This window comes from Streptomyces hyaluromycini, assembly GCF_002217755.1.
Lineage (GTDB): Bacteria > Actinomycetota > Actinomycetes > Streptomycetales > Streptomycetaceae > Streptomyces > Streptomyces hyaluromycini.
On the sequence record NZ_BCFL01000016.1, the window covers coordinates 910,808 to 928,580 of the forward strand.

Below are 17,773 nucleotides of genomic sequence, written 5' to 3' on the forward strand. Positions count from 1 at the left end.
CCAGCGTCGGCGGGCGGCCGTCCGTCAGAGTGAGGAATGGGCTGAGATGCCTGAGTTCGCGTATACCGATCTGCTCCCCCAGGGCGAGGACACCACCCCGTACCGGCTGGTGACCTCGGAGGGTGTGTCCACCGTCGAGGGACCGGACGGGCGGACGTTCCTCAAGGTGGAGCCCGAGGCGCTGCGCAAGCTGGCCGAAGAGGCGATCCACGACATCCAGCACTACCTGCGGCCCGCCCACCTCGCCCAGCTCCGGCGGATCATCGACGACCCGGAGGCGTCGGCCAACGACAAGTTCGTCGCGCTCGACCTGCTGAAGAACGCGAACATCGCGGCGGCCGGCGTGCTGCCCATGTGCCAGGACACCGGCACGGCCATCGTCATGGGCAAGCGCGGGCAGAACGTGCTGACCGAGGGCGGCGACGAGGCGGCCCTGAGCCGCGGCATCTACGACGCCTATCTGAACCTCAACCTCCGCTACTCCCAGATGGCTCCGCTGACCATGTGGGAGGAGAAGAACACCGGGTCGAACCTGCCGGCCCAGATCGAGCTGTACGCCACCGACGGCGGCGCCTACAAGTTCCTCTTCATGGCGAAGGGCGGCGGCTCCGCCAACAAGTCGTTCCTCTACCAGGAGACGAAGGCCGTCCTCAACGAGGCCTCCATGATGAAGTTCCTGGAGGCGAAGATCCGTTCGCTCGGTACGGCCGCGTGCCCGCCGTACCACCTGGCGATCGTGGTGGGCGGTACGAGCGCCGAGTACGCGCTGAAGACCGCCAAGTACGCCTCCGCGCACTACCTGGACGAGATTCCGGCCGAGGGCTCGGAGCTCGGGCACGGCTTCCGGGACAAGGACCTGGAGCAGAAGGTCTTCGAGCTGACGCAGAAGATCGGGATCGGCGCGCAGTTCGGCGGCAAGTACTTCTGCCACGACGTGCGCGTGGTGCGGCTGCCACGGCACGGCGCGTCCTGCCCCGTCGCCATCGCGGTCTCCTGCTCCGCCGACCGGCAGGCCGTCGCGAAGATCACCGCCGAGGGCGTCTTCCTGGAGCAGCTGGAGACGGACCCGGCCCGTTTCCTCCCGGAGACCACCGACGAGCACCTCGACGAGTCGTCGGACGTGGTGAGGATCGACCTCAACCAGCCGATGGACACGATCCTCGCGGAGCTGACCAAGTACCCGGTCAAGACCCGTCTCTCGCTCACCGGTCCGCTGGTGGTGGCGCGGGACATCGCGCACGCCAAGATCAAGGAGCGGCTGGACGCGGGCGAGGAGATGCCGCAGTACCTGAAGGACCACCCGGTGTACTACGCCGGTCCGGCCAAGACGCCCGAGGGCTACGCCTCCGGTTCCTTCGGCCCGACGACGGCCGGGCGGATGGACTCCTACGTCGAGCAGTTCCAGGCCGCCGGCGGGTCCAAGGTGATGCTCGCCAAGGGCAACCGCAGCAAGCAGGTCACCGACGCGTGTGACGCGCACGGCGGCTTCTACCTCGGCTCCATCGGCGGCCCCGCCGCCCGGCTCGCGCAGGACTGCATCAAGAAGGTCGAGGTCGTCGAGTACGAGGAGCTCGGTATGGAGGCGGTCTGGAAGATCGAGGTCGAGGACTTCCCGGCGTTCGTCGTCGTCGACGACAAGGGCAACGACTTCTTCCAGGACCCCGCTCCGGCTCCGACGTTCACCTCGATCCCGGTCCGGGGCCCCGGGCTGGCGTAGTGCGTCCGGCGCGGCGGGGGAAGGATGTCGCCCCCGCCGCCCCTACCCGTCCCGTCCTCCAGGGGGTGGGCCCCCTTCGACCGCCCGCTTCGGGGGCTGCCGCCCCCGGACCCCCGCATCGGCCTGAACGGCCTCGTCCTCAAACGCCGGACGGGCTGAGAGGGGGTGCGGACCGGGTCTCGGCCCCAGGCACCGGACGGGCTGAGAGGGGGGTGCGGACCGGGTCTCGGCCTCAGGCACCGGACGGGCTGAGTTGTGGTGTTCGCCGGACAAGCCGGTGGGCGTCAGTGGGGCATGCAGCCGAACCAGTTCACCGTGTTGCCGTCGGCTGTGTAGCCCATGCACCTGAGGGTTCTGTCGTGCAGCTTCTCGGTGCGGTCGACCGGGCCGTTGAGGTACTCCGTCTTGTGGTGGGGCTCCACCAGGTCGTCGACCTCGATGCGGTACCAGCGGCGGTCGCCGGACGGCAGGGTGCAGCCGTGGGCGGTCACGTTGCGGCTGGGATCGCCGCTCCAGACGGGCCGTTCGGCGCGGTCGCAGTGGGCGCGGCCGGCGGCGCCGGCGGTGCCGGCTCCCGCGCCCAGCAGCGTCGCCGCGCCTATGGACACCGCCGCGACGGCGCCGAACAGGCCCTTTGGAGTGAAGTTCATCGGTCGGTCCTCCTGCCAGCCGTGGTGATGGCGGGAATCGCCTCATCACCTTGGGCCGATAGTCACATTTATCCGTGATGTCTGGCTCGGTGGCCGGGGGCGCAGTCCCCCGACCCGGTGACGTCGGTGGTGCCAATGCAGCAGGCCGGAACAACCGCCGCGCCCCGATCGCTGACAAGGGCATGAGCGACTACCGCATCGAACACGACTCCATGGGCGAGGTCCGGGTCCCCGCCCACGCCAAGTGGCGGGCCCAGACCCAGCGCGCCGTCGAGAACTTCCCCGTCTCCGGCCAGCGGATCGAGCGCGCGCACATCGAGGCGCTGGCCCGGATCAAGGGCGCGGCGGCCAAGGTGAACGCCGAGCTGGGGGTGGTCGACAAGGACATCGCGCAGGCGATCCAGGAGGCGGCCGAGGAGGTCGCCGAGGGGAAGTGGGACGAGCACTTCCCCGTCGACGTGTTCCAGACCGGCTCCGGCACCTCGTCGAACATGAACGCCAACGAGGTCATCGCGACGCTGGCGACCGAGCGGCTGGGGCGGGACGTCCATCCCAACGACCATGTGAACGCCTCGCAGTCCTCCAACGACGTGTTCCCGTCGTCCATCCACATCGCCGCCACCGCCGCCGTCACCCGGGACCTGATTCCGGCGCTCGACCATCTCGCCGACTCCCTGACCAGGAAGTCCGAGGAGTTCGCCGATGTGGTGAAGTCCGGACGGACGCATTTGATGGATGCGACGCCGGTGACCCTGGGGCAGGAGTTCGGGGGGTACGCGGCGCAGGTGCGGTACGGCGTCGAGCGGCTGCGGGCCTCGCTGCCCCGGCTCGCGGAGCTGCCGCTCGGGGGGACGGCGGTGGGCACCGGGATCAACACGCCGCCCGGGTTCTCCGCCGCGGTGATCGAGGAGGTCGCCCGGGTCACCGGACTGCCGTTCACGGAGGCGCGGAACCACTTCGAGGCGCAGGGCGCCCGGGACGGGATCGTGGAGACCAGCGGGCAGCTGCGGACCGTCGCGGTCGGGCTCACGAAGATCGCCAATGACCTGCGGTGGATGTCCTCGGGGCCGCGGACGGGGCTCGCCGAGATCGCGCTGCCCGACCTCCAGCCGGGGTCCTCGATCATGCCGGGGAAGGTCAACCCGGTCATTCCGGAAGCCTTGTTGATGGTGGCCGCTCAGGTCATCGGCAACGACCAGACGATCGCCGTGGCCGGCGCGGCCGGGAACTTCGAGCTCAACGTGATGCTTCCGGTCATCGGGAAGAACGTGCTGGAGTCCGTCCGGCTGCTGGCCAACGTCTCGCGGCTGCTCGCCGACCGGACGGTGGACGGGGTCATCGCGCACCGGGAGCGGGCGCGGGAGTACGCCGAGTCGTCGCCGTCCGTGGTCACGCCGCTCAACAAGTACATCGGGTACGAGGAGGCCGCCAAGGTCGCCAAGAAGGCGCTGGCGGAGCGGAAGACGATCCGCCAGGTCGTCCTTGAGGGCGGGTACGTCGAGCGGGGCGATCTGAGCGTCGAGCAGCTGGACGAGGCGCTTGATGTCCTGCGGATGACACGGCCGTAACCGGGTGCGAACGTTTCGCGCCGCCCGGCCAGAACCGTGACGTCCGCCGCAGCGTCGTATGCCTACGGCACCTAATATCTGTGCATGGCAGACGGTGGAGCGGTGAGACGCGTGATGCGCGGGGAAACGGGCGGTGCGACCGGTGACGGGTCCGGCTTCTGGACTCCGGGGAGCCAGATCCTGTGGCGGTACCGGGAGAACGCCGGGGACGGCTTCCACATCGCGCGCCCCGTCACCGTCGTCCGGGACGACGAGGAGCTGCTCGCCGTCTGGCTGGCTCCCGGCACCGAGTGCGTCAGGCCCGTGCTCGCCGACGGCTCGTCGCTCGGCGAGGAACCGCTGGAGTCCCGCTACACCAAACCCCGGTCCGTCACGCACGGCCACTGGCGCGGCACCGGCGTGCTGAAGCTGGCCCGGCCCGGTCAGCCCTGGTCGGTGTGGCTGTTCTGGGAGCCGGGCTGGCAGTTCAAGAACTGGTACGTCAACCTTGAGCAGCCGCTGGTCCGCTGGGGCGGCGGAGTGGACTCCGAGGACTACTTTCTGGACATCTCCGTGCACCCGGACCGCAGTTGGCGCTGGCTCGACGAGGACGAGTTCGCGCAGGCCCAGCGGGACGGCCTGATGGACGCGGAGACGGCCGCGGACGTGCGGACGGCGGGCAGGGCCGCGGTGGCCGCCGTCGAGGCCTGGGAGGCGCCCTTCTCGGACGGCTGGCAGCATTGGCGCCCGGACCCGTCCTGGGCGGTACCGTCACTGCCGGAGGACTGGGACCGTACGCCCGCGCACGTGTCCTCATGAGACCCTTGATGCGCCCCCGGTCCACAACCGTAGGATCGTCCTCCGCAAGGAAACGTGAGCACAACTCCCGGAGCATGCGCCGGGCTTGACCGAACGTCACCGAGGGGCGGCAGGACGTGAGCGAGGGGTACGAGGGCAACACCGGCGAGCGGTGCGCGGGCCGCAGATCGTTCGCCGGTGGCACAGGAACAGCCTCCAGCCACGCCGAAATTCCGTTCCTGGGACACCTAATCCGGGTATCGGCACTTCGGCGGGACCACCTGCGCGCCCGGCGCGCAGCCCCGGACGGACGGATTCGACACGCGTGACGGAGCACCCCACCTCCTACGAGCGCCCACAGCCGGGCGTCGACCCCGCGGAGGCCCGCGGGGCGCTCCTGCGTTCCCCGCAGCCGCAGGTGCAGACACAGGGACACCAGGGCCACCAGGGCCACCAGGGAGAGGGACAACCGCAGCCCTGTCCGCGCGGCGGCACCGCCTTACCGGCACAGGCCCGCGCGGGCGAGACTCCCTCCGGTCCCGGTACCAGCACGTCCAAGGAGCACTCCGTCAACGGCCCCGAGCACGCCCAGCCCACCAGCGCTGAGCCCGATCCGCACCGGCCGCGCCCCACCCCGGAGGGCATCCCGCCGCAGCCCGGCGCCGAGCCGGAGCGGGCGGTGGGCTCCCAGGAGCGCCGTACCGGACGCGGGCTGCCGCCCGGCCGGCCGATGCCGATGCGGCGGGACGGCGACCGGCTGCGCTTCGTGGGTGCCGCGACCCGCCGGATCGCCCGGGGCATCGACCTGGACGAGATCGTGATGGGGCTGTGCCGGGCGACCGTGCCGACCTTCTCGGACGCGATCCTGGTCTATCTGCGCGACCCGCTGCCGGTCGGTGACGAGCGGCCCGTCGGCCCGGTGGTGCTGCGGCTGCGCCGCACCGACCGGATCCCGGAGGAACGGGACACCGACGGCGGCTTCCTGCCGGTGCCGGTCCCGGAGCCGGATCCGGCCGACATCGGCCTGGCCGCGCTCACCGCGGAGCTGTGCGAGGTACGGCCGGGCGGTGCGCTCAACGAGGTGCTGCGGGGCGTACGGCCGGTGTTCGCCGACTCGCCCGCCGCCCGTGCCGCCCTCCCCGAACTCCTCGGCGAGGGCAACGAGTCCCACGTACCCGGTGCCCAGCACGCGATCCTCGCCCCGCTGCGCGGCCGGCGCCGGGTGATCGGCGCGGCCCTGTTCCTGCGCCGCCCGGAGCGGCTGGCGTTCGAGGCCGACGACCTGCTGGTCGCCGCCCAGCTGGCCACGCACAGCGCGCTCGGCATCGACAAGGCGGTGCTGTACGGCCGGGAGGCCTACATCGCCGACGAGCTGCAGCGGACCATGCTGCCGGAGAACCTGCCGAGCGCGACGGGCGTGCGGCTGGCGTCCCGCTACCTCCCGGCCGCCGAGACCGCCCGGGTGGGCGGTGACTGGTACGACGCGATCCCGCTGCCCGGCAGCCGGGTGGCGCTGGTCGTCGGCGACGTCATGGGCCACTCGATGACGTCGGCGGCGATCATGGGCCAGTTGCGGACGACCGCGCAGACGCTGGCGGGCCTTGATCTGCCGCCGCAGGAGGTCCTGCACCACCTGGACGAGCAGGCCCAGCGGCTGGGCAGCGACCGGATGGCGACCTGCCTGTACGCCGTCTACGACCCGGTCTCGCATCGCATCACCATCGCCAACGCCGGCCATCCGCCGCCGGTGCTGCTGCACCTGGGCGGCCGTGCCGAGGTGCTGCGGGTGCCGGCCGGGGCGCCGATCGGCGTCGGCGGGGTCGACTTCGAGGCGGTGGAGCTGGACGCGCCGGCCGGGGCGACGCTGCTGCTGTACACCGACGGGCTGGTGGAGTCCCGGCTGCGGGACGTGTGGACCGGCATAGAGCAGCTGCGCGAGAAGCTCGCCGCGACCGCGCAGCTGACCGGGCCGGACCACCCCCCGCCCCTTGAAGCGCTGTGCGACGAGGTGCTCGACATGCTCGGGCCGGGTGACCGCGACGACGACATCGCGCTGCTCGCCGCCCGGTTCGACGGCATCGCGCCGAGCGACGTGGCGTACTGGTTCCTGGAGCCGGAGGACGCGGCACCGGGGCGTGCCCGGCGGCTGGCGCGCCGGGCCCTGGCCCGCTGGGGGCTTGAGGAACTCACCGACTCCGTCGAGCTGTTGGTCAGCGAGGTCGTCACGAACGCGGTGCGGTACGCGTCGCGGCCGGTGACGTTGCGGTTGCTGCGGACGGATGTGCTGCGGTGCGAGGTCGGCGACGACGTGCCGCAGTTGCCGCGGTTGCGGCAGGCGCGGGCGACGGACGAGGGCGGCCGGGGCCTTTACCTCGTCAACAGACTGGCCAGACGGTGGGGAGCGACCCGGCTCAGCACCGGGAAGGTCGTCTGGTTCGAGCTGAACCGATAGCGCCGCAGGGCTTCAGGTTGTCGGGGAGCTGCGGACCGGCTGTGGCTGGTCGCGCCCACGCGACGGCAGCCGCAAACCGATACAGCCCCGCGCCCCTTCAGGGGCGCGAGCAACCACCATGCCCCGCACCCGGCGACGTACCGGGTGCGGGGGCTCGGTTACTGCTCGTTCGCCGGGTCCAGCGGGTTGTCCGTGGTGCCGTCCGTCGGGGTCTCCGCCGGGGTCGACGGAGCGCTGGTCGTCGGGGTCGGAGACTTCGTCGGGGTCGAGCTCGGGGTCTGGGACGGGGTCTGGGACGGGGTCGCGGACTTCGTCGGGGTCGAGCTCGGGGTCTCCGAGGGCGTCTCGGACGGGGTCGAGCTGGGGGTCGGCGTCTCCGACGGCTTGACGGCCGCGCCCAGGTCGGTGTTCAGGTCGAACTTGGCCTTCTTCGTGACGCCGAAGGTGTACGCCGCCCAGATCTGCGCCGGGTAACCGCCACCGTTGATACGGCCGGTGCCGGGGATCAGGCCCGTGGCGCCGGTCAGCGGGACCTGGTTGTGGGTCTTGGCGTCCTCGCCGAACAGCCCGACCGAGGTGACCAGGTCCGGCGTGTAACCGGTGAACCAGGCCGACCTGTTGTAGTCGGACGTACCCGTCTTGCCGGCCACCTGCTGGCCCTTGCGCAGCGGGTTCTGGGCCACCGATACCTTGGCCGTACCGTCGTCGACCACACCGGTCAGGACCGACGTCACCTGGTCGGCCGCCTCACGGTTGATGACCTGTTCGCCGATCGGGTCCGGCAGGTCGACCTTGCGGCCGGTCTTCTCCGCCGACGCGAGGATCGACGGGGTGACCTTCTGGCCGTGGTTGTCGAGGGTGGCGTACGCCGAGGCCATCTCCAGCGGGCTCGCGCCCATGGTGCCCAGGGTCATCGCGGGCACCGCCTGCAGGTCCGTGGTGTCCAGGCCGAGGTCGTCGGCGGTCTTCAGCACGTTCTTCATGCCGACGTCCACGCCCATCTGCGCGAACACCGAGTTGACGGACTTGTTCATCGCCGTCTGCACGGTGATGTTGCCGTAGTCGGCGTCGTCCTCGTTCGGCGGTGAGAAGGCGATGTCGCTGCCCTTGACCGCACGGCCGCTGGTGCCGTCGTAGATCGTGTTGGCGTTGATGTCCTTGCCGCTCTGCGTCTTGGCGTCCTGGTCCAGGGCGGCGGCGAGGATGATCGGCTTGAAGGTGGACGCCGGCTGGTAGTCGGCGCGGGTGGCGTTGTCGGTGTAGTGCTTGTAGTAGTCCACACCGCCATAGAGGGCGAGGATCTTCCCGGTCTTGGGGTCGACGGAGACGGCGCCGGCCTGGACGTTCTTGTCGACCTTGCGCTTCTTGCCGTCCAGCTTGCTGGTGAGCTGGCTCTTGACGGCCGCCTCCAGCTTCGCCTGCCGCTTCGGGTCGATGTTCAGGGTGATCGTCCAGCCCTGGTCGACGACCTGGGCCTCCGCCTCGGACCGGGAGATGCCCTGCGACTTCATCAGCTGGTTCTCCAGCTGGGTGTTGGCCAGTTCGACCAGATAGCCCTTCTGGCCCTCCAGGCCGGAGGCCGCCTTCGGCGCCTTGGGTATCGGGAACTTCATGGCGTCACGCTCGGTCTTGTCCAGCCACTTCTGGCCGACCATGTTGTCCAGGACGTAGTTCCAGCGTTCCTGCACCAGCTTCTTGCCGACGGGGCCCGCCACCGCCCAGTCGTACTGGCTGGGCGCCTGGAGCAGCGCGGCCAGATAGGCGCCCTGCTGGACCGAGAGCTTCTCGGCGTCGACCCGGTAGTAGGCCTGGGCGGCGGCCTGGATGCCGTAGGCGCCGCGGCCGTAGTAGCTGGTGTTGATGTAGCCCGCGAGGATCTCGTCCTTGGTCTTCTCGCGGTCCACCTTCAGCGAGATGACCAGTTCCTTCAGCTTGCGCGTGACGGTCTGGTCCTGGCTGAGGTAGTAGTTCTTGACGTACTGCTGGGTGATCGTCGAGCCGCCCTGGGTACCGCGGCCCCGCGCGGTGTTGTAGAGGCCGCGGGCCATGCCCCTGAGGTCGATGCCGTTGTCCGTGTAGAAGGTCTTGTTCTCCGCCGCGACGAAGGTGTGCTGGACGGCCTTCGGGACCTTGGAGAGGTCGACTATCTCGCGATTGACGGTGCCCTTGCGGGCGAGGACCGAGCCGTCGCTGTACTTGTAGACGTTGCTCTGCGTCTGCGCGAGCGCGTTGCCCTCGGGGACGCTCACCATCATGTACAGCGCGATGAAGGAGCCGATGCCCAGCAGGCAGACGGTGAAGAAGGCGCCGAGCATCTTCTTCCAGGTGAACAGCCTGCGTATGCGGCCCTTGGCGGGCTTGCCCGGCGCACCGTTCCCGGGATTCCCGGGCTTGCCCGGCTTCTTGGCGGCGGCCCGGCGGCGCTCCGCGCGGGTGGCGCCCTCGGCTCCCTCGGCGGCCGGTGACTCGACCACCGTCGTGGTCCCGCCCTCCGCCGACGCCGGCGTCTCGAGCTCGGCCTGCTCGGACGTGCGGTGCCGGGGCACGGCGCGGCGGCCGCCACGCTGTCGCGCTCTTCTCTCGTCCGCTCGTCCCATGAGTCCGTCTGCTCCGCTTCGTCTCGGCTGTCACACGTGTGTACGGGTGTCACACAGGTACGTGGCTCAGGTCAGTCCAGAAAACTAACACCGCTCGCTATGGCAAAGGACGCACGATCTGCCCTTTTTCGGACGTGACAATCAGCACCCCCACCCAACGGAACCGACGAGCGGGGAGGACGAAGGGTTGCCGGACGCCGTCAAGTGATATCACTTGGATACCCCTGAACAGGACGAAGACGGTCAGAACCGCACAGCCCGGAGGCATCCATGTCCGCGCCCGACGCCTCGGCACGGCGGCGCAAGCAGGTGCTGCTGCGGCTGGATCCGGCGGTGCACGAGGCGCTGGCGCGGTGGGCCGGGGACGAACTCCGGTCGGCCAACGCACAGATCGAGTTCCTGCTGCGGCAGGCGCCGGCCGACGCGGGACGCCTGCCGGAGGATCCCGGCCCGCTGCCGCGCCGTGGCCGGCCGCCGGGGGGGCTCCGCCCGCCGGCCCTCCCCGGGGTGACCGGCCCCGGCCGCGCCGGCCCTCAGCCGGTGGGCTCGCCCGCCTTCCCGGCGAGTGCCCATGCGTCGCCCGGGATCCGGTACGAGATCGCGAACAGCGGCGGGCGCGGCCCCTCGCGCTCCTCCGCCGGGCTCACGCCAGCTCCTCCTTGAACCCCTGCCGCCAGGACGGGTACCGCAGCTCCCAGCCGAGCTCCCGCTTCGCCTTGGCGTTGGAGAAGCCGCGCCCCTGGGTCATGATGACGACCGCCTGTTCGCCGGCCAGGAGGCGGGCCAGCCACACCGGCACCCGCAGCGGCCGCCTCGCCCCGGCGCACTCGGCGAGATACGGCAGCCATGCGGCGGCCGGCGCCGGTTCGTCGTCGACGATGTTGAAGACACCCCGCACCTTCTGCTCGACGGCCAGCACGGTGGCGCTCGCCGCGTCGTCGAGATGGATCCAGCTGCTGTGGCCGGTGGCGCGGCCGACCAGGGGGTACTGGCGCCTGCGGACCAGCTCCACCTGGTCGTCGATGGCGCCGGGTCCGTAGAACGCGCCGTAGCGCAGGGCCGCGCCGCCCGCGTCGAGCACGGCGTCCTCCAGGTGGCGCAGTGCCAGCATGCCGCCGTGCGCGGGCGTTCCCGGCATCAGGTCCAGCGGGTCCTCCTCCGACTTCACCCAGCCGCCCTCGCGGACGCCGTTCCAGCTGGCGTGGCTCTGCGCGACGACATGGGGGACGCCGGTCGCCTCGGCGGCGGCGAGCAGATGGTCCGTGCCCTCGGTGCGCAGCCGGTTGGTGAGGGCGAACCAGCGGTCGGGATGCCTGATGTCCGGCTTGCCGGCGTGCACCGGGGAGATCGCGGTCAGCTGATGGACGATCACGTCCGGGCGGGCCTCGGCCACCGCCGCGCCGACCGACAGCGCGTCCAGGCCGTCCATGACGACTCCGTCCGCGCCCAGTTCCCTCAGCAGTCCCAGCTTGGCCGCGCTGGTCGTCGTAGCCGTCACCCGGTGCCCCCGCGCCACCAGTCGCGGCACCAGCCGCCGTCCCAGAACCCCACTGCCGCCTGCCACGAACACCCGCACGGTCATCACCTTCCTGATGCGTTCCGGAACCGGGAACCGGCTCCCGGACCGGAGACGGGACAGACCCGTGCTCCTGTGACATCGCGCTGTCGCAGAACCGTGACAATCGGCTCCCACGTGCGCGTTCACACGCCCCGCCATGACCTACACACTCCGCGTATACATGCGGCGTATACACCGTGTGTAGAGTGCTCGTCATGTCCATCGGTCACACCCTTTTGGGGCTCCTGGAGTCCGGCCCGCGCCACGGTTACGACCTGAAGCGGGCCTTCGACGAGAAGTTCGGTCACGACCGGCCGCTGCACTACGGCCAGGTCTACTCGACGATGTCCCGGCTGCTGAAGAACGGGCTCGTGGAAGTCGACGGCATCGAGGCGGGCGGCGGGCCGGAGCGGAAGCGGTACGCCATCACCGACGCCGGGGTCACCGACGTCGAGCGGTGGCTCGCGACTCCGGAGAAGCCGGAGGAGTACCTCCAGTCGACCCTGTACACCAAGGTCGTGCTCGCGCTGCTGACGCACCGCAACGCCGGCGACGTCCTCGACAGCCAGCGCTCCGAGCATCTGCGCAGCATGCGCATCCTCACCGACCGCAAGCGCCATGGCGACCTCGCCGACCAGCTCGTCTGCGACCACGCCCTGTTCCACCTGGAGGCGGACCTGCGCTGGCTGGAACTGACCGCGGCCCGGCTCGACAAGCTCCGCGCGGAGGTGGCCGAGTGAACGCCCCCGCCGCTCCGGCCGGTTCGCTGCTCACCGCCGAGGAACTGCGCAAGGCCTACGGCCCGACCCTCGCCCTCGACGGGGCCGGGTTCTCCATACATCCGGGCGAGGTCGTCGCCGTGATGGGCCCCTCCGGGTCCGGCAAGTCGACGCTGCTGCACTGCCTCGCCGGGATCGTGCCGCCCGACTCCGGGTCGATCATGTACGCCGGCCGCGAGATGGCGACCATGAACGACGCCGAGCGCAGCGCGCTGCGGCGCAGCGAGTTCGGGTTCGTCTTCCAGTTCGGCCAGCTGGTGCCCGAACTGACCTGCGTGGAGAACGTCGCGCTGCCGCTGCGGCTGAACGGCACCTCCCGCAAGGAGGCCGAGAAGACCGCGCTGGACTGGATGCGGCGCCTGGAGGTCGACGACCTCGCGAAGAAGCGGCCCGGCGAGGTCTCCGGCGGGCAGGGGCAGCGGGTCGCGGTGGCACGCTCGCTGGTGACCGGGCCGCGGGTGCTGTTCGCGGACGAGCCGACCGGCGCGCTCGACTCGCTCAACGGCGAGCGGGTGATGGAGCTGCTGACGGACGCCGCCCGGTCCACCAACGCGGCCGTCGTCCTCGTCACGCACGAGGCACGGGTGGCCGCCTACTCCGACCGCGAGATCGTCGTACGGGACGGCAAATCCCGGGACATGGAGCGGGCCGTATGAGCCGGGGGCGCTGGGCCGGGGATCTGGCCATGGGGGCGCGGTTCGCCTTCACGGGCGGGCGCGAGGGCTGGATCCGGGCGCTGCTGACGGGCGTCGGCGTCGGGCTCGGGGTGGCACTGCTGCTGCTCACGGCGGCGGTGCCCAGCATCCTCGACACCCGGCACCAGCGCGAGGCGGCCCGGCAGGACTACCTGCTGTCCCCCGCGAAGATCCCGGCGGCCGACGACACCGTCGTGGTCGCCCACACCGACACCGTCTGGCACGACCAGGACGTGCGCGGCCGGCTGCTCCAGCCGGAGGGCGCCAAGGCACCCCTGCCGCCGGGAATCGACCGGTTCCCGGCCGTGGGCGAGATGTACGTCTCCCCCGCGCTGGCCGACCTGCTGAAGTCCTCCGGGACCGGACTGCTGCACGAGCGGCTGCCCGGCAAGGTCGTCGGCACCATCGGGGACTCCGGGCTCATCGGCTCCCACGAACTCGCCTACTACGCGGGCTCCGAGCACCTGGCCCCGCTGATCGGCAAGGCCTCGGTGGAGCGGATCGACCACTTCGGGGACACCTCCGACCAGGGCTCCGAACCGCTGGACCCGGTCCTGCTGCTGCTCGTCCTGATGGTGTTCGTGGTGCTGCTCACCCCGGTCGCCATCTTCGTCGCCACCGCCGTGCGGTTCGGCGGCGAGCAGCGCGACCGGCGGCTCGCGGCGCTGCGGCTGATCGGCTGCGACGGCGGGATGGCCCGGCGGATCGCGGCGGGCGAGGCGCTCGCGGGCTCCGTGCTGGGTCTGGCGTTCGGCGTCGGCTTCTTCCTGGCCGGTGCCCAGCTCGCCGGGTCGATCGAGCTGTTCGGCATCAGCATCTTCCCGGACTACCTCACCCCGTCGCCCGTCCTGGCGCTGCTGGTGGCCGTCGCGGTCCCGGCGACCGCCGTGCTGGTCACCCTGTTCTCGCTGCGCCGGGTCGTCATCGAACCGCTGGGCGTGGTGCGCACGTCCGGACCCGGGCGGCGCCGGCTGTGGTGGCGGCTGCTGCTGCCGCTGCTGGGCCTGCTGATGCTCGCCCCGATGATCGGGAAGGGCAACAGCGGCGGCAACTTCAACCCCTACCTGGTGTCCTTCGGCGTGCTGGCCCTGCTGGTCGGCATCACCGCGCTGCTGCCGTGGGTGGTGGAGCGGGTCGTCGGCCGCCTGGACGGCGGCCCGGTCTCCTGGCAACTGGCGGTCCGCAGGCTCCAGTTGAGCAGCGGTACGGCGGCCCGGATGGTGAACGGCATCGCGGTGGCGGTGGCCGGGGCGATCGCGCTCCAGATGCTGTTCTCCGGCGTCGACGCGGACTACACCAAGTCGACCGGGAAGGACCCGTCCCGCACCCAGATGGAGGTCGACCTGGGCAGCGCCACGGCTCCGGACGGCATCGCGGGCAAGCTGCGGGAGACCCGGGGCGTACGGCAGGCCGTGGCCCTGTCGGAGACCTCGTTCGCGGGCCGGCCCGCGGGCACCGAGGACACCGTGCAGATCATGGTCGGCGACTGCACGGCCCTGCGGGAACTGGTCAAGATCTCCGCCTGCCGCGACGGTGACGTCTTCGTCTCCAGTGCCGCGTTCGCCGATCCCGCCTCCCGCAAGCTGATGACGCCGGGGCACACGGTCTGGGTCGACCCCACCTACTCCGGCGGCACGAAGGGGGTCGAGGCCCGCTGGACACTGCCGGCCGAACTGGGCCGGGCGCAGGTCCGCAAGGACGCCCTGCGCACCGACCTCACGGGCCTGCTGGTCACCCCGTCCGCCCTGCCGGCCAAGGCCCGCCCGAGCCTGAGCAGCAGCGTCTACCTCCTGCTGGACCCGAAGGTCCCGGAATCGGACGCCACCGAGGAGGTACGGACCGCGGCCCTCAGGGCCGCCCCGCTGGCCAACGTGTGGACCTGGCAGTCGACCCAGCGTTCCACCCGGTACGACACCATCCGCACCGGCCTGTTCGTGGGCGCGGCCGCCGTCCTCGCCCTCATCGGGGCGAGCCTGCTGGTCTCCCAGCTGGAGCAGTTGCGCGAGCGCAAGAAGCTGCTGTCGTCGCTGATCGCCTTCGGCACCCGGCGCCGCACCCTCACCCTGTCCGTGCTCTGGCAGACGACGATCCCCATCACCCTGGGCCTGCTGCTGGCCGTGGTGGTCGGGCTGACGCTCGGCGGGGTGCTGATGAAGATGACGGCCGTACCGCTGCGCGTGGACTGGCCGAGCGTGCTGTCGATGACCGGGTTCGGCGCGGCGATCGTCCTCGCCGTGACCCTGCTCAGTCTGCCGGCGCTGCTGCGCCTGATGCGCCCGGACGGGCTGCGCACCGAGTAGGCACCGCCGCTCCGCAGACCCCGCTCACTGCTGGTGGGCGGGGTCCGCCGCATCCCTGGGGGCTGCGCCCCCAGACCCCCCTTCGGCCTGAACGGCCTCGTCCTCAAACGCCGGACGGGCTGATCGGATGCGGCTGATCGCCATCGTCGAGCGCGGGACGTAGTGACTGATGTGGCTGATCGGCATCATCGGGCGCAGGACGGGGCGATTGATGCGGCTGATCACCGTCGTCAGGCGCCGGACGGGCTGGGTCGGGTGGCTGATCGGATTCGTCGGGTTCGGTGCCCGCGTACCGTTCCTGCGAGTAGCGGTGCAGGTAGCTGACGACCGTGTTGGTCACCGCGACCAGCGGTACCGCGACCACCGCGCCGCCCAGGCCCGCCACCAGGCTGCCGGCCGTGACCGAGAGGACCACGGCGAGGGGGTGGACGCGGACCGCGCGGCCCAGGATGAACGGCTGGAGGATGTGGCCCTCGATCTGCTGGACCGCGAGGACGACGGCCAGGGTCAGCACCGCGGTGACGACGCCCTGGGTGACCAGCGCCACGATCACCGCCAGCGCGCCGGAGGCGACGGCGCCGACGAGCGGGATGAACGAGAACAGGAAGATGAAGACGGCCAGCGGCACGGCCATCGGGACATGCAGGAAGTAGATGCCGATGCCGATGAAGATGGCGTCGATGAGGGCGACCAGGACCGTGCCCCGGACGTAGGCCGTGAGCGTGCGCCAGGCGCGCGGACCGGCGCCGGCCACCCCCTCGCGGGCGGCGGCGGGGACCAGTTTGAGGAACCACTGCCAGATGCGGTCGCCGTCGTACAGCAGGAAGAGCGTCGAGAAGAAGACCAGCAGGATGCCGGTCAGGGCCTCCACGACGACCTGCACGCCCTCCAGGCCGAACGACGTGATCTGGTCGGTGTTGGCGCCGATCGCCTCGCGGAGGTTCTTGGCGATCTGGTTGATCTGCTTGTCGGTGACATGGAAGGGGCTCTTCAGCAGCCAGTTGCGCAGATCGTCGATGCCGCTCTGGATCTGGGTGGAGAGGGTGTCGATGTTCTCCATGACCTGCCAGGTCACGAACCAGCCCATCAGGCCGATCACCACGAACCCGGAGATGGCGGTGAGCGCGGTGGCGGGGCCGCGCGGTACGCCGTAGCGGCGCAGGCGGGCGACCGTGGGCTGGAGCAGGGCGGTGATGAGCAGGGCGACGACGAAGGCGAAGACGACCAGTTGCACGGAGCTGATGACCCGCATCAGGATCCAGACCGCACCGGCCAGCACCAGCAGCCGCCAGCCGGCCTCGGCGGCGACGCGCACACCCCAGGGGACGGCCGTCACCGGGTCGGGACGCGGCACCGGCTTCCGGACGGGTGCGGGGACCGGCGGCGCCGGGTCGGGGGCCGGTGCGGGCGCCGGAACGGACACGGCCGGAGCGGGCGGCTCCGGCGCGGTGTGCTCCCGCTCCACCTCGGCCCGGCGCTCGCCCAACCGCTCGCCCATCTCGGTCAGTCCAGCACCGATGCGGCCGAGCCACTCAGGCACGCGCGACATGATCCGCCCTCTCCCCACCACTCCCCCCTGGAGTCGTCCGGTCCGACCGTACAGGGCAACAGCCCCTCCCCCTAGGACGGGGAGGGGCTGTCGAAGGTTGAGAAGAGCCCGCTACAGCAAGCGCCCCGAAGGGGCGCGGCGAACTGCGCGCTCAGCCACACACGACCCGCGGACGCCGACGAACCTCAGACACCACGAACCGCAGCGCCGTTTGTCGGGCGAACCCGGCGGAACGCCTAATACCAGTGGTTCGCCTGCCAGAACGACCAGGCCTCGCAAGGGCTGCCGTACCGCGAGTTCATGTAGTTGAGGCCCCACTTGATCTGCGTGGCCGGGTTGGTCTGCCAGTCGGCGCCCACGGAGGACATCTTGGAGCCGGGCAGAGCCTGGAAGAGGCCGTAGGCGCCGGAGGAGGCGTTGACCGCCTGGTAGTTCCAACTGGACTCGTGGTCCACGATGTTGCTGAAGCACTGGTACTGGCCGCTGGCCACCATCTGCTGCGCCATCGCCTGGATCTGCGCCACGGTGTACGAGCTCTGGACCGGGAAGCTGGAGGAGGACCTGCTGGCCGCTTCCTTCGCCTGGGCGCGCTCCTTGGCTTCCTTCGCCGCCTTCTCGGCCTCGGCCTTCTTGGCCTCGGCGGTCTTGGCTGCGGCCACCCGGGCGGCCTGCTCGGCGTCCTTCTTGGCGGAGGCGTCCGCCTGGATCGCCACGGCGTCGGCCTGCTGCGTCAGGGACGCGGTCTGCACCTGGGCCTGCTCACCCGCGGGCAGATCCGCGAGGAGCGTGGTGTCGGCTGCCGTAGCCTCGGCGTCGTTGTTCGGCTGGGCAACACTGCCCGAGGCCACACCCACGACGCTTCCGACGGCGGTGACCGCGGTGGCCGAAGCCACTGCGAATCCCCGGACCGAGATCCGGCTCACACGGTTTCCTTCCAGCATCGACCGCTTCGGTGACCCTGGCGGACGCAATCGTGCCCCTGACACTGGTCTCCTCACTACTGGGTCACGGGAGACACGGGCCCGGTGGGCAACTCCTGCAAGGGAGCGCCGCATGGTGCTCGGGCGGCATACGACGTCGCTATGGAATTAGCAGTGATGCTTCTGTTGTTCCGTACCGCTGGGGGTACAG

General features: G+C 70.9%; 12 protein-coding genes and 1 pseudogene. 8 read left to right on the top strand and 5 right to left on the bottom strand.

The window, feature by feature from the left end:
- Positions 1-46: 46 nt before the first annotated feature.
- A complete protein-coding gene (locus SSP29_RS04160) occupies positions 47-1,717 on the top strand; it encodes a fumarate hydratase (protein WP_089099072.1) in 1,671 nt (556 codons plus the stop codon).
- A gap of 284 nt (positions 1,718-2,001) precedes the next feature.
- Here SSP29_RS04160 and SSP29_RS04165 read toward each other — a convergent pair whose 3' ends face one another.
- On the bottom strand, positions 2,002-2,367 hold the full coding sequence (locus SSP29_RS04165; protein WP_089099073.1) for a hypothetical protein: 366 nt from the start codon (positions 2,365-2,367) through the stop codon (positions 2,002-2,004).
- Between the two features lie 182 nt (positions 2,368-2,549).
- Between SSP29_RS04165 and SSP29_RS04170 the strand changes: the two genes are divergently transcribed.
- The 3 genes from SSP29_RS04170 to SSP29_RS04180 all read left to right on the top strand — a co-directional run bounded on the left by SSP29_RS04170 (position 2,550) and on the right by SSP29_RS04180 (position 7,164).
- Positions 2,550-3,935: a class II fumarate hydratase gene (locus SSP29_RS04170; protein ID WP_089099074.1), complete on the top strand. Its 1,386-nt coding sequence runs from the start codon at positions 2,550-2,552 to the stop codon at positions 3,933-3,935.
- Between the two features lie 84 nt (positions 3,936-4,019).
- Positions 4,020-4,733 carry a cytidylyl-2-hydroxypropylphosphonate hydrolase gene (fomD, locus tag SSP29_RS04175; protein ID WP_089099075.1) on the top strand — a complete coding sequence of 238 codons (714 nt, stop codon included), beginning with the start codon at positions 4,020-4,022 and terminating at the stop codon, positions 4,731-4,733.
- A 304-nt stretch (positions 4,734-5,037) separates the two neighbouring features.
- Positions 5,038-7,164 (top strand): SpoIIE family protein phosphatase, encoded by a 2,127-nt coding sequence (locus tag SSP29_RS04180; RefSeq protein WP_089099076.1) that lies wholly within the window; start codon positions 5,038-5,040, stop codon positions 7,162-7,164.
- Between the two features lie 158 nt (positions 7,165-7,322).
- Here the strand turns inward: SSP29_RS04180 and SSP29_RS04185 are convergent, their stop codons facing one another.
- Positions 7,323-9,761, bottom strand: coding sequence for a transglycosylase domain-containing protein (locus SSP29_RS04185; protein WP_089099077.1), 2,439 nt, complete (start codon positions 9,759-9,761; stop codon positions 7,323-7,325).
- Positions 9,762-10,031: 270 nt separating this feature from the next.
- Between SSP29_RS04185 and SSP29_RS54935 the strand changes: the two are divergent.
- Positions 10,032-10,259, top strand: a pseudogene (locus tag SSP29_RS54935) (type II toxin-antitoxin system antitoxin); the annotation flags it as partial.
- 145 nt (positions 10,260-10,404) lie between these two features.
- Here the strand turns inward: SSP29_RS54935 and SSP29_RS04195 are convergent.
- Entirely contained in the window at positions 10,405-11,343 is a 939-nt protein-coding gene (locus tag SSP29_RS04195; RefSeq protein WP_089099078.1) for an NAD-dependent epimerase/dehydratase family protein, read from the bottom strand.
- Between the two features lie 191 nt (positions 11,344-11,534).
- On the opposite strand from SSP29_RS04195, the gene SSP29_RS04200 reads away from it, so the two are divergent.
- From SSP29_RS04200 to SSP29_RS04210, 3 genes are read left to right on the top strand one after another with little or no spacing between them, the layout of a single operon-like run.
- Entirely contained in the window at positions 11,535-12,059 is a 525-nt protein-coding gene (locus SSP29_RS04200; RefSeq protein WP_089099079.1) for a PadR family transcriptional regulator, read from the top strand.
- On the top strand, positions 12,056-12,754 hold the full coding sequence (locus SSP29_RS04205) for an ABC transporter ATP-binding protein (RefSeq protein WP_089099080.1): 699 nt from the start codon (positions 12,056-12,058) through the stop codon (positions 12,752-12,754). The genes SSP29_RS04200 and SSP29_RS04205 overlap by 4 nt, the downstream gene beginning before the upstream one ends.
- Complete coding sequence (locus SSP29_RS04210; protein WP_089099081.1) at positions 12,751-15,093, top strand: ABC transporter permease; 2,343 nt, start codon at positions 12,751-12,753, stop codon at positions 15,091-15,093. The genes SSP29_RS04205 and SSP29_RS04210 overlap by 4 nt, the downstream gene beginning before the upstream one ends.
- Before the next feature lie 103 nt (positions 15,094-15,196).
- Here SSP29_RS04210 and SSP29_RS04215 read toward each other — a convergent pair whose 3' ends face one another.
- Entirely contained in the window at positions 15,197-16,642 is a 1,446-nt protein-coding gene (locus tag SSP29_RS04215; RefSeq protein ID WP_089099082.1) for an AI-2E family transporter, read from the bottom strand.
- A 236-nt stretch (positions 16,643-16,878) separates the two neighbouring features.
- Positions 16,879-17,565, bottom strand: a complete 687-nt coding sequence (locus SSP29_RS04220; RefSeq protein ID WP_466679085.1) for an aggregation-promoting factor C-terminal-like domain-containing protein — start codon at positions 17,563-17,565, stop codon at positions 16,879-16,881.
- Between the last annotated feature and the right edge of the window lie 208 nt (positions 17,566-17,773).

What these genes read in the sequence shown, in the direction of transcription:
- SSP29_RS04160 (WP_089099072.1), top strand. Translation starts at nt 47, where the DNA reads ATGCCTGAGTTCGCGTATACCGATCTGCTCCCCCAGGGCGAGGACACC.
- SSP29_RS04165 (WP_089099073.1), bottom strand. Translation starts at nt 2,367, where the DNA reads ATGAACTTCACTCCAAAGGGCCTGTTCGGCGCCGTCGCGGCGGTGTCC.
- SSP29_RS04170 (WP_089099074.1), top strand. Translation starts at nt 2,550, where the DNA reads ATGAGCGACTACCGCATCGAACACGACTCCATGGGCGAGGTCCGGGTC.
- fomD (WP_089099075.1), top strand. Translation starts at nt 4,020, where the DNA reads ATGGCAGACGGTGGAGCGGTGAGACGCGTGATGCGCGGGGAAACGGGC.
- SSP29_RS04185 (WP_089099077.1), bottom strand. Translation starts at nt 9,761, where the DNA reads ATGGGACGAGCGGACGAGAGAAGAGCGCGACAGCGTGGCGGCCGCCGC.
- SSP29_RS04195 (WP_089099078.1), bottom strand. Translation starts at nt 11,343, where the DNA reads ATGACCGTGCGGGTGTTCGTGGCAGGCGGCAGTGGGGTTCTGGGACGG.
- SSP29_RS04200 (WP_089099079.1), top strand. Translation starts at nt 11,535, where the DNA reads ATGTCCATCGGTCACACCCTTTTGGGGCTCCTGGAGTCCGGCCCGCGC.
- SSP29_RS04210 (WP_089099081.1), top strand. Translation starts at nt 12,751, where the DNA reads ATGAGCCGGGGGCGCTGGGCCGGGGATCTGGCCATGGGGGCGCGGTTC.
- SSP29_RS04215 (WP_089099082.1), bottom strand. Translation starts at nt 16,642, where the DNA reads ATGTCGCGCGTGCCTGAGTGGCTCGGCCGCATCGGTGCTGGACTGACC.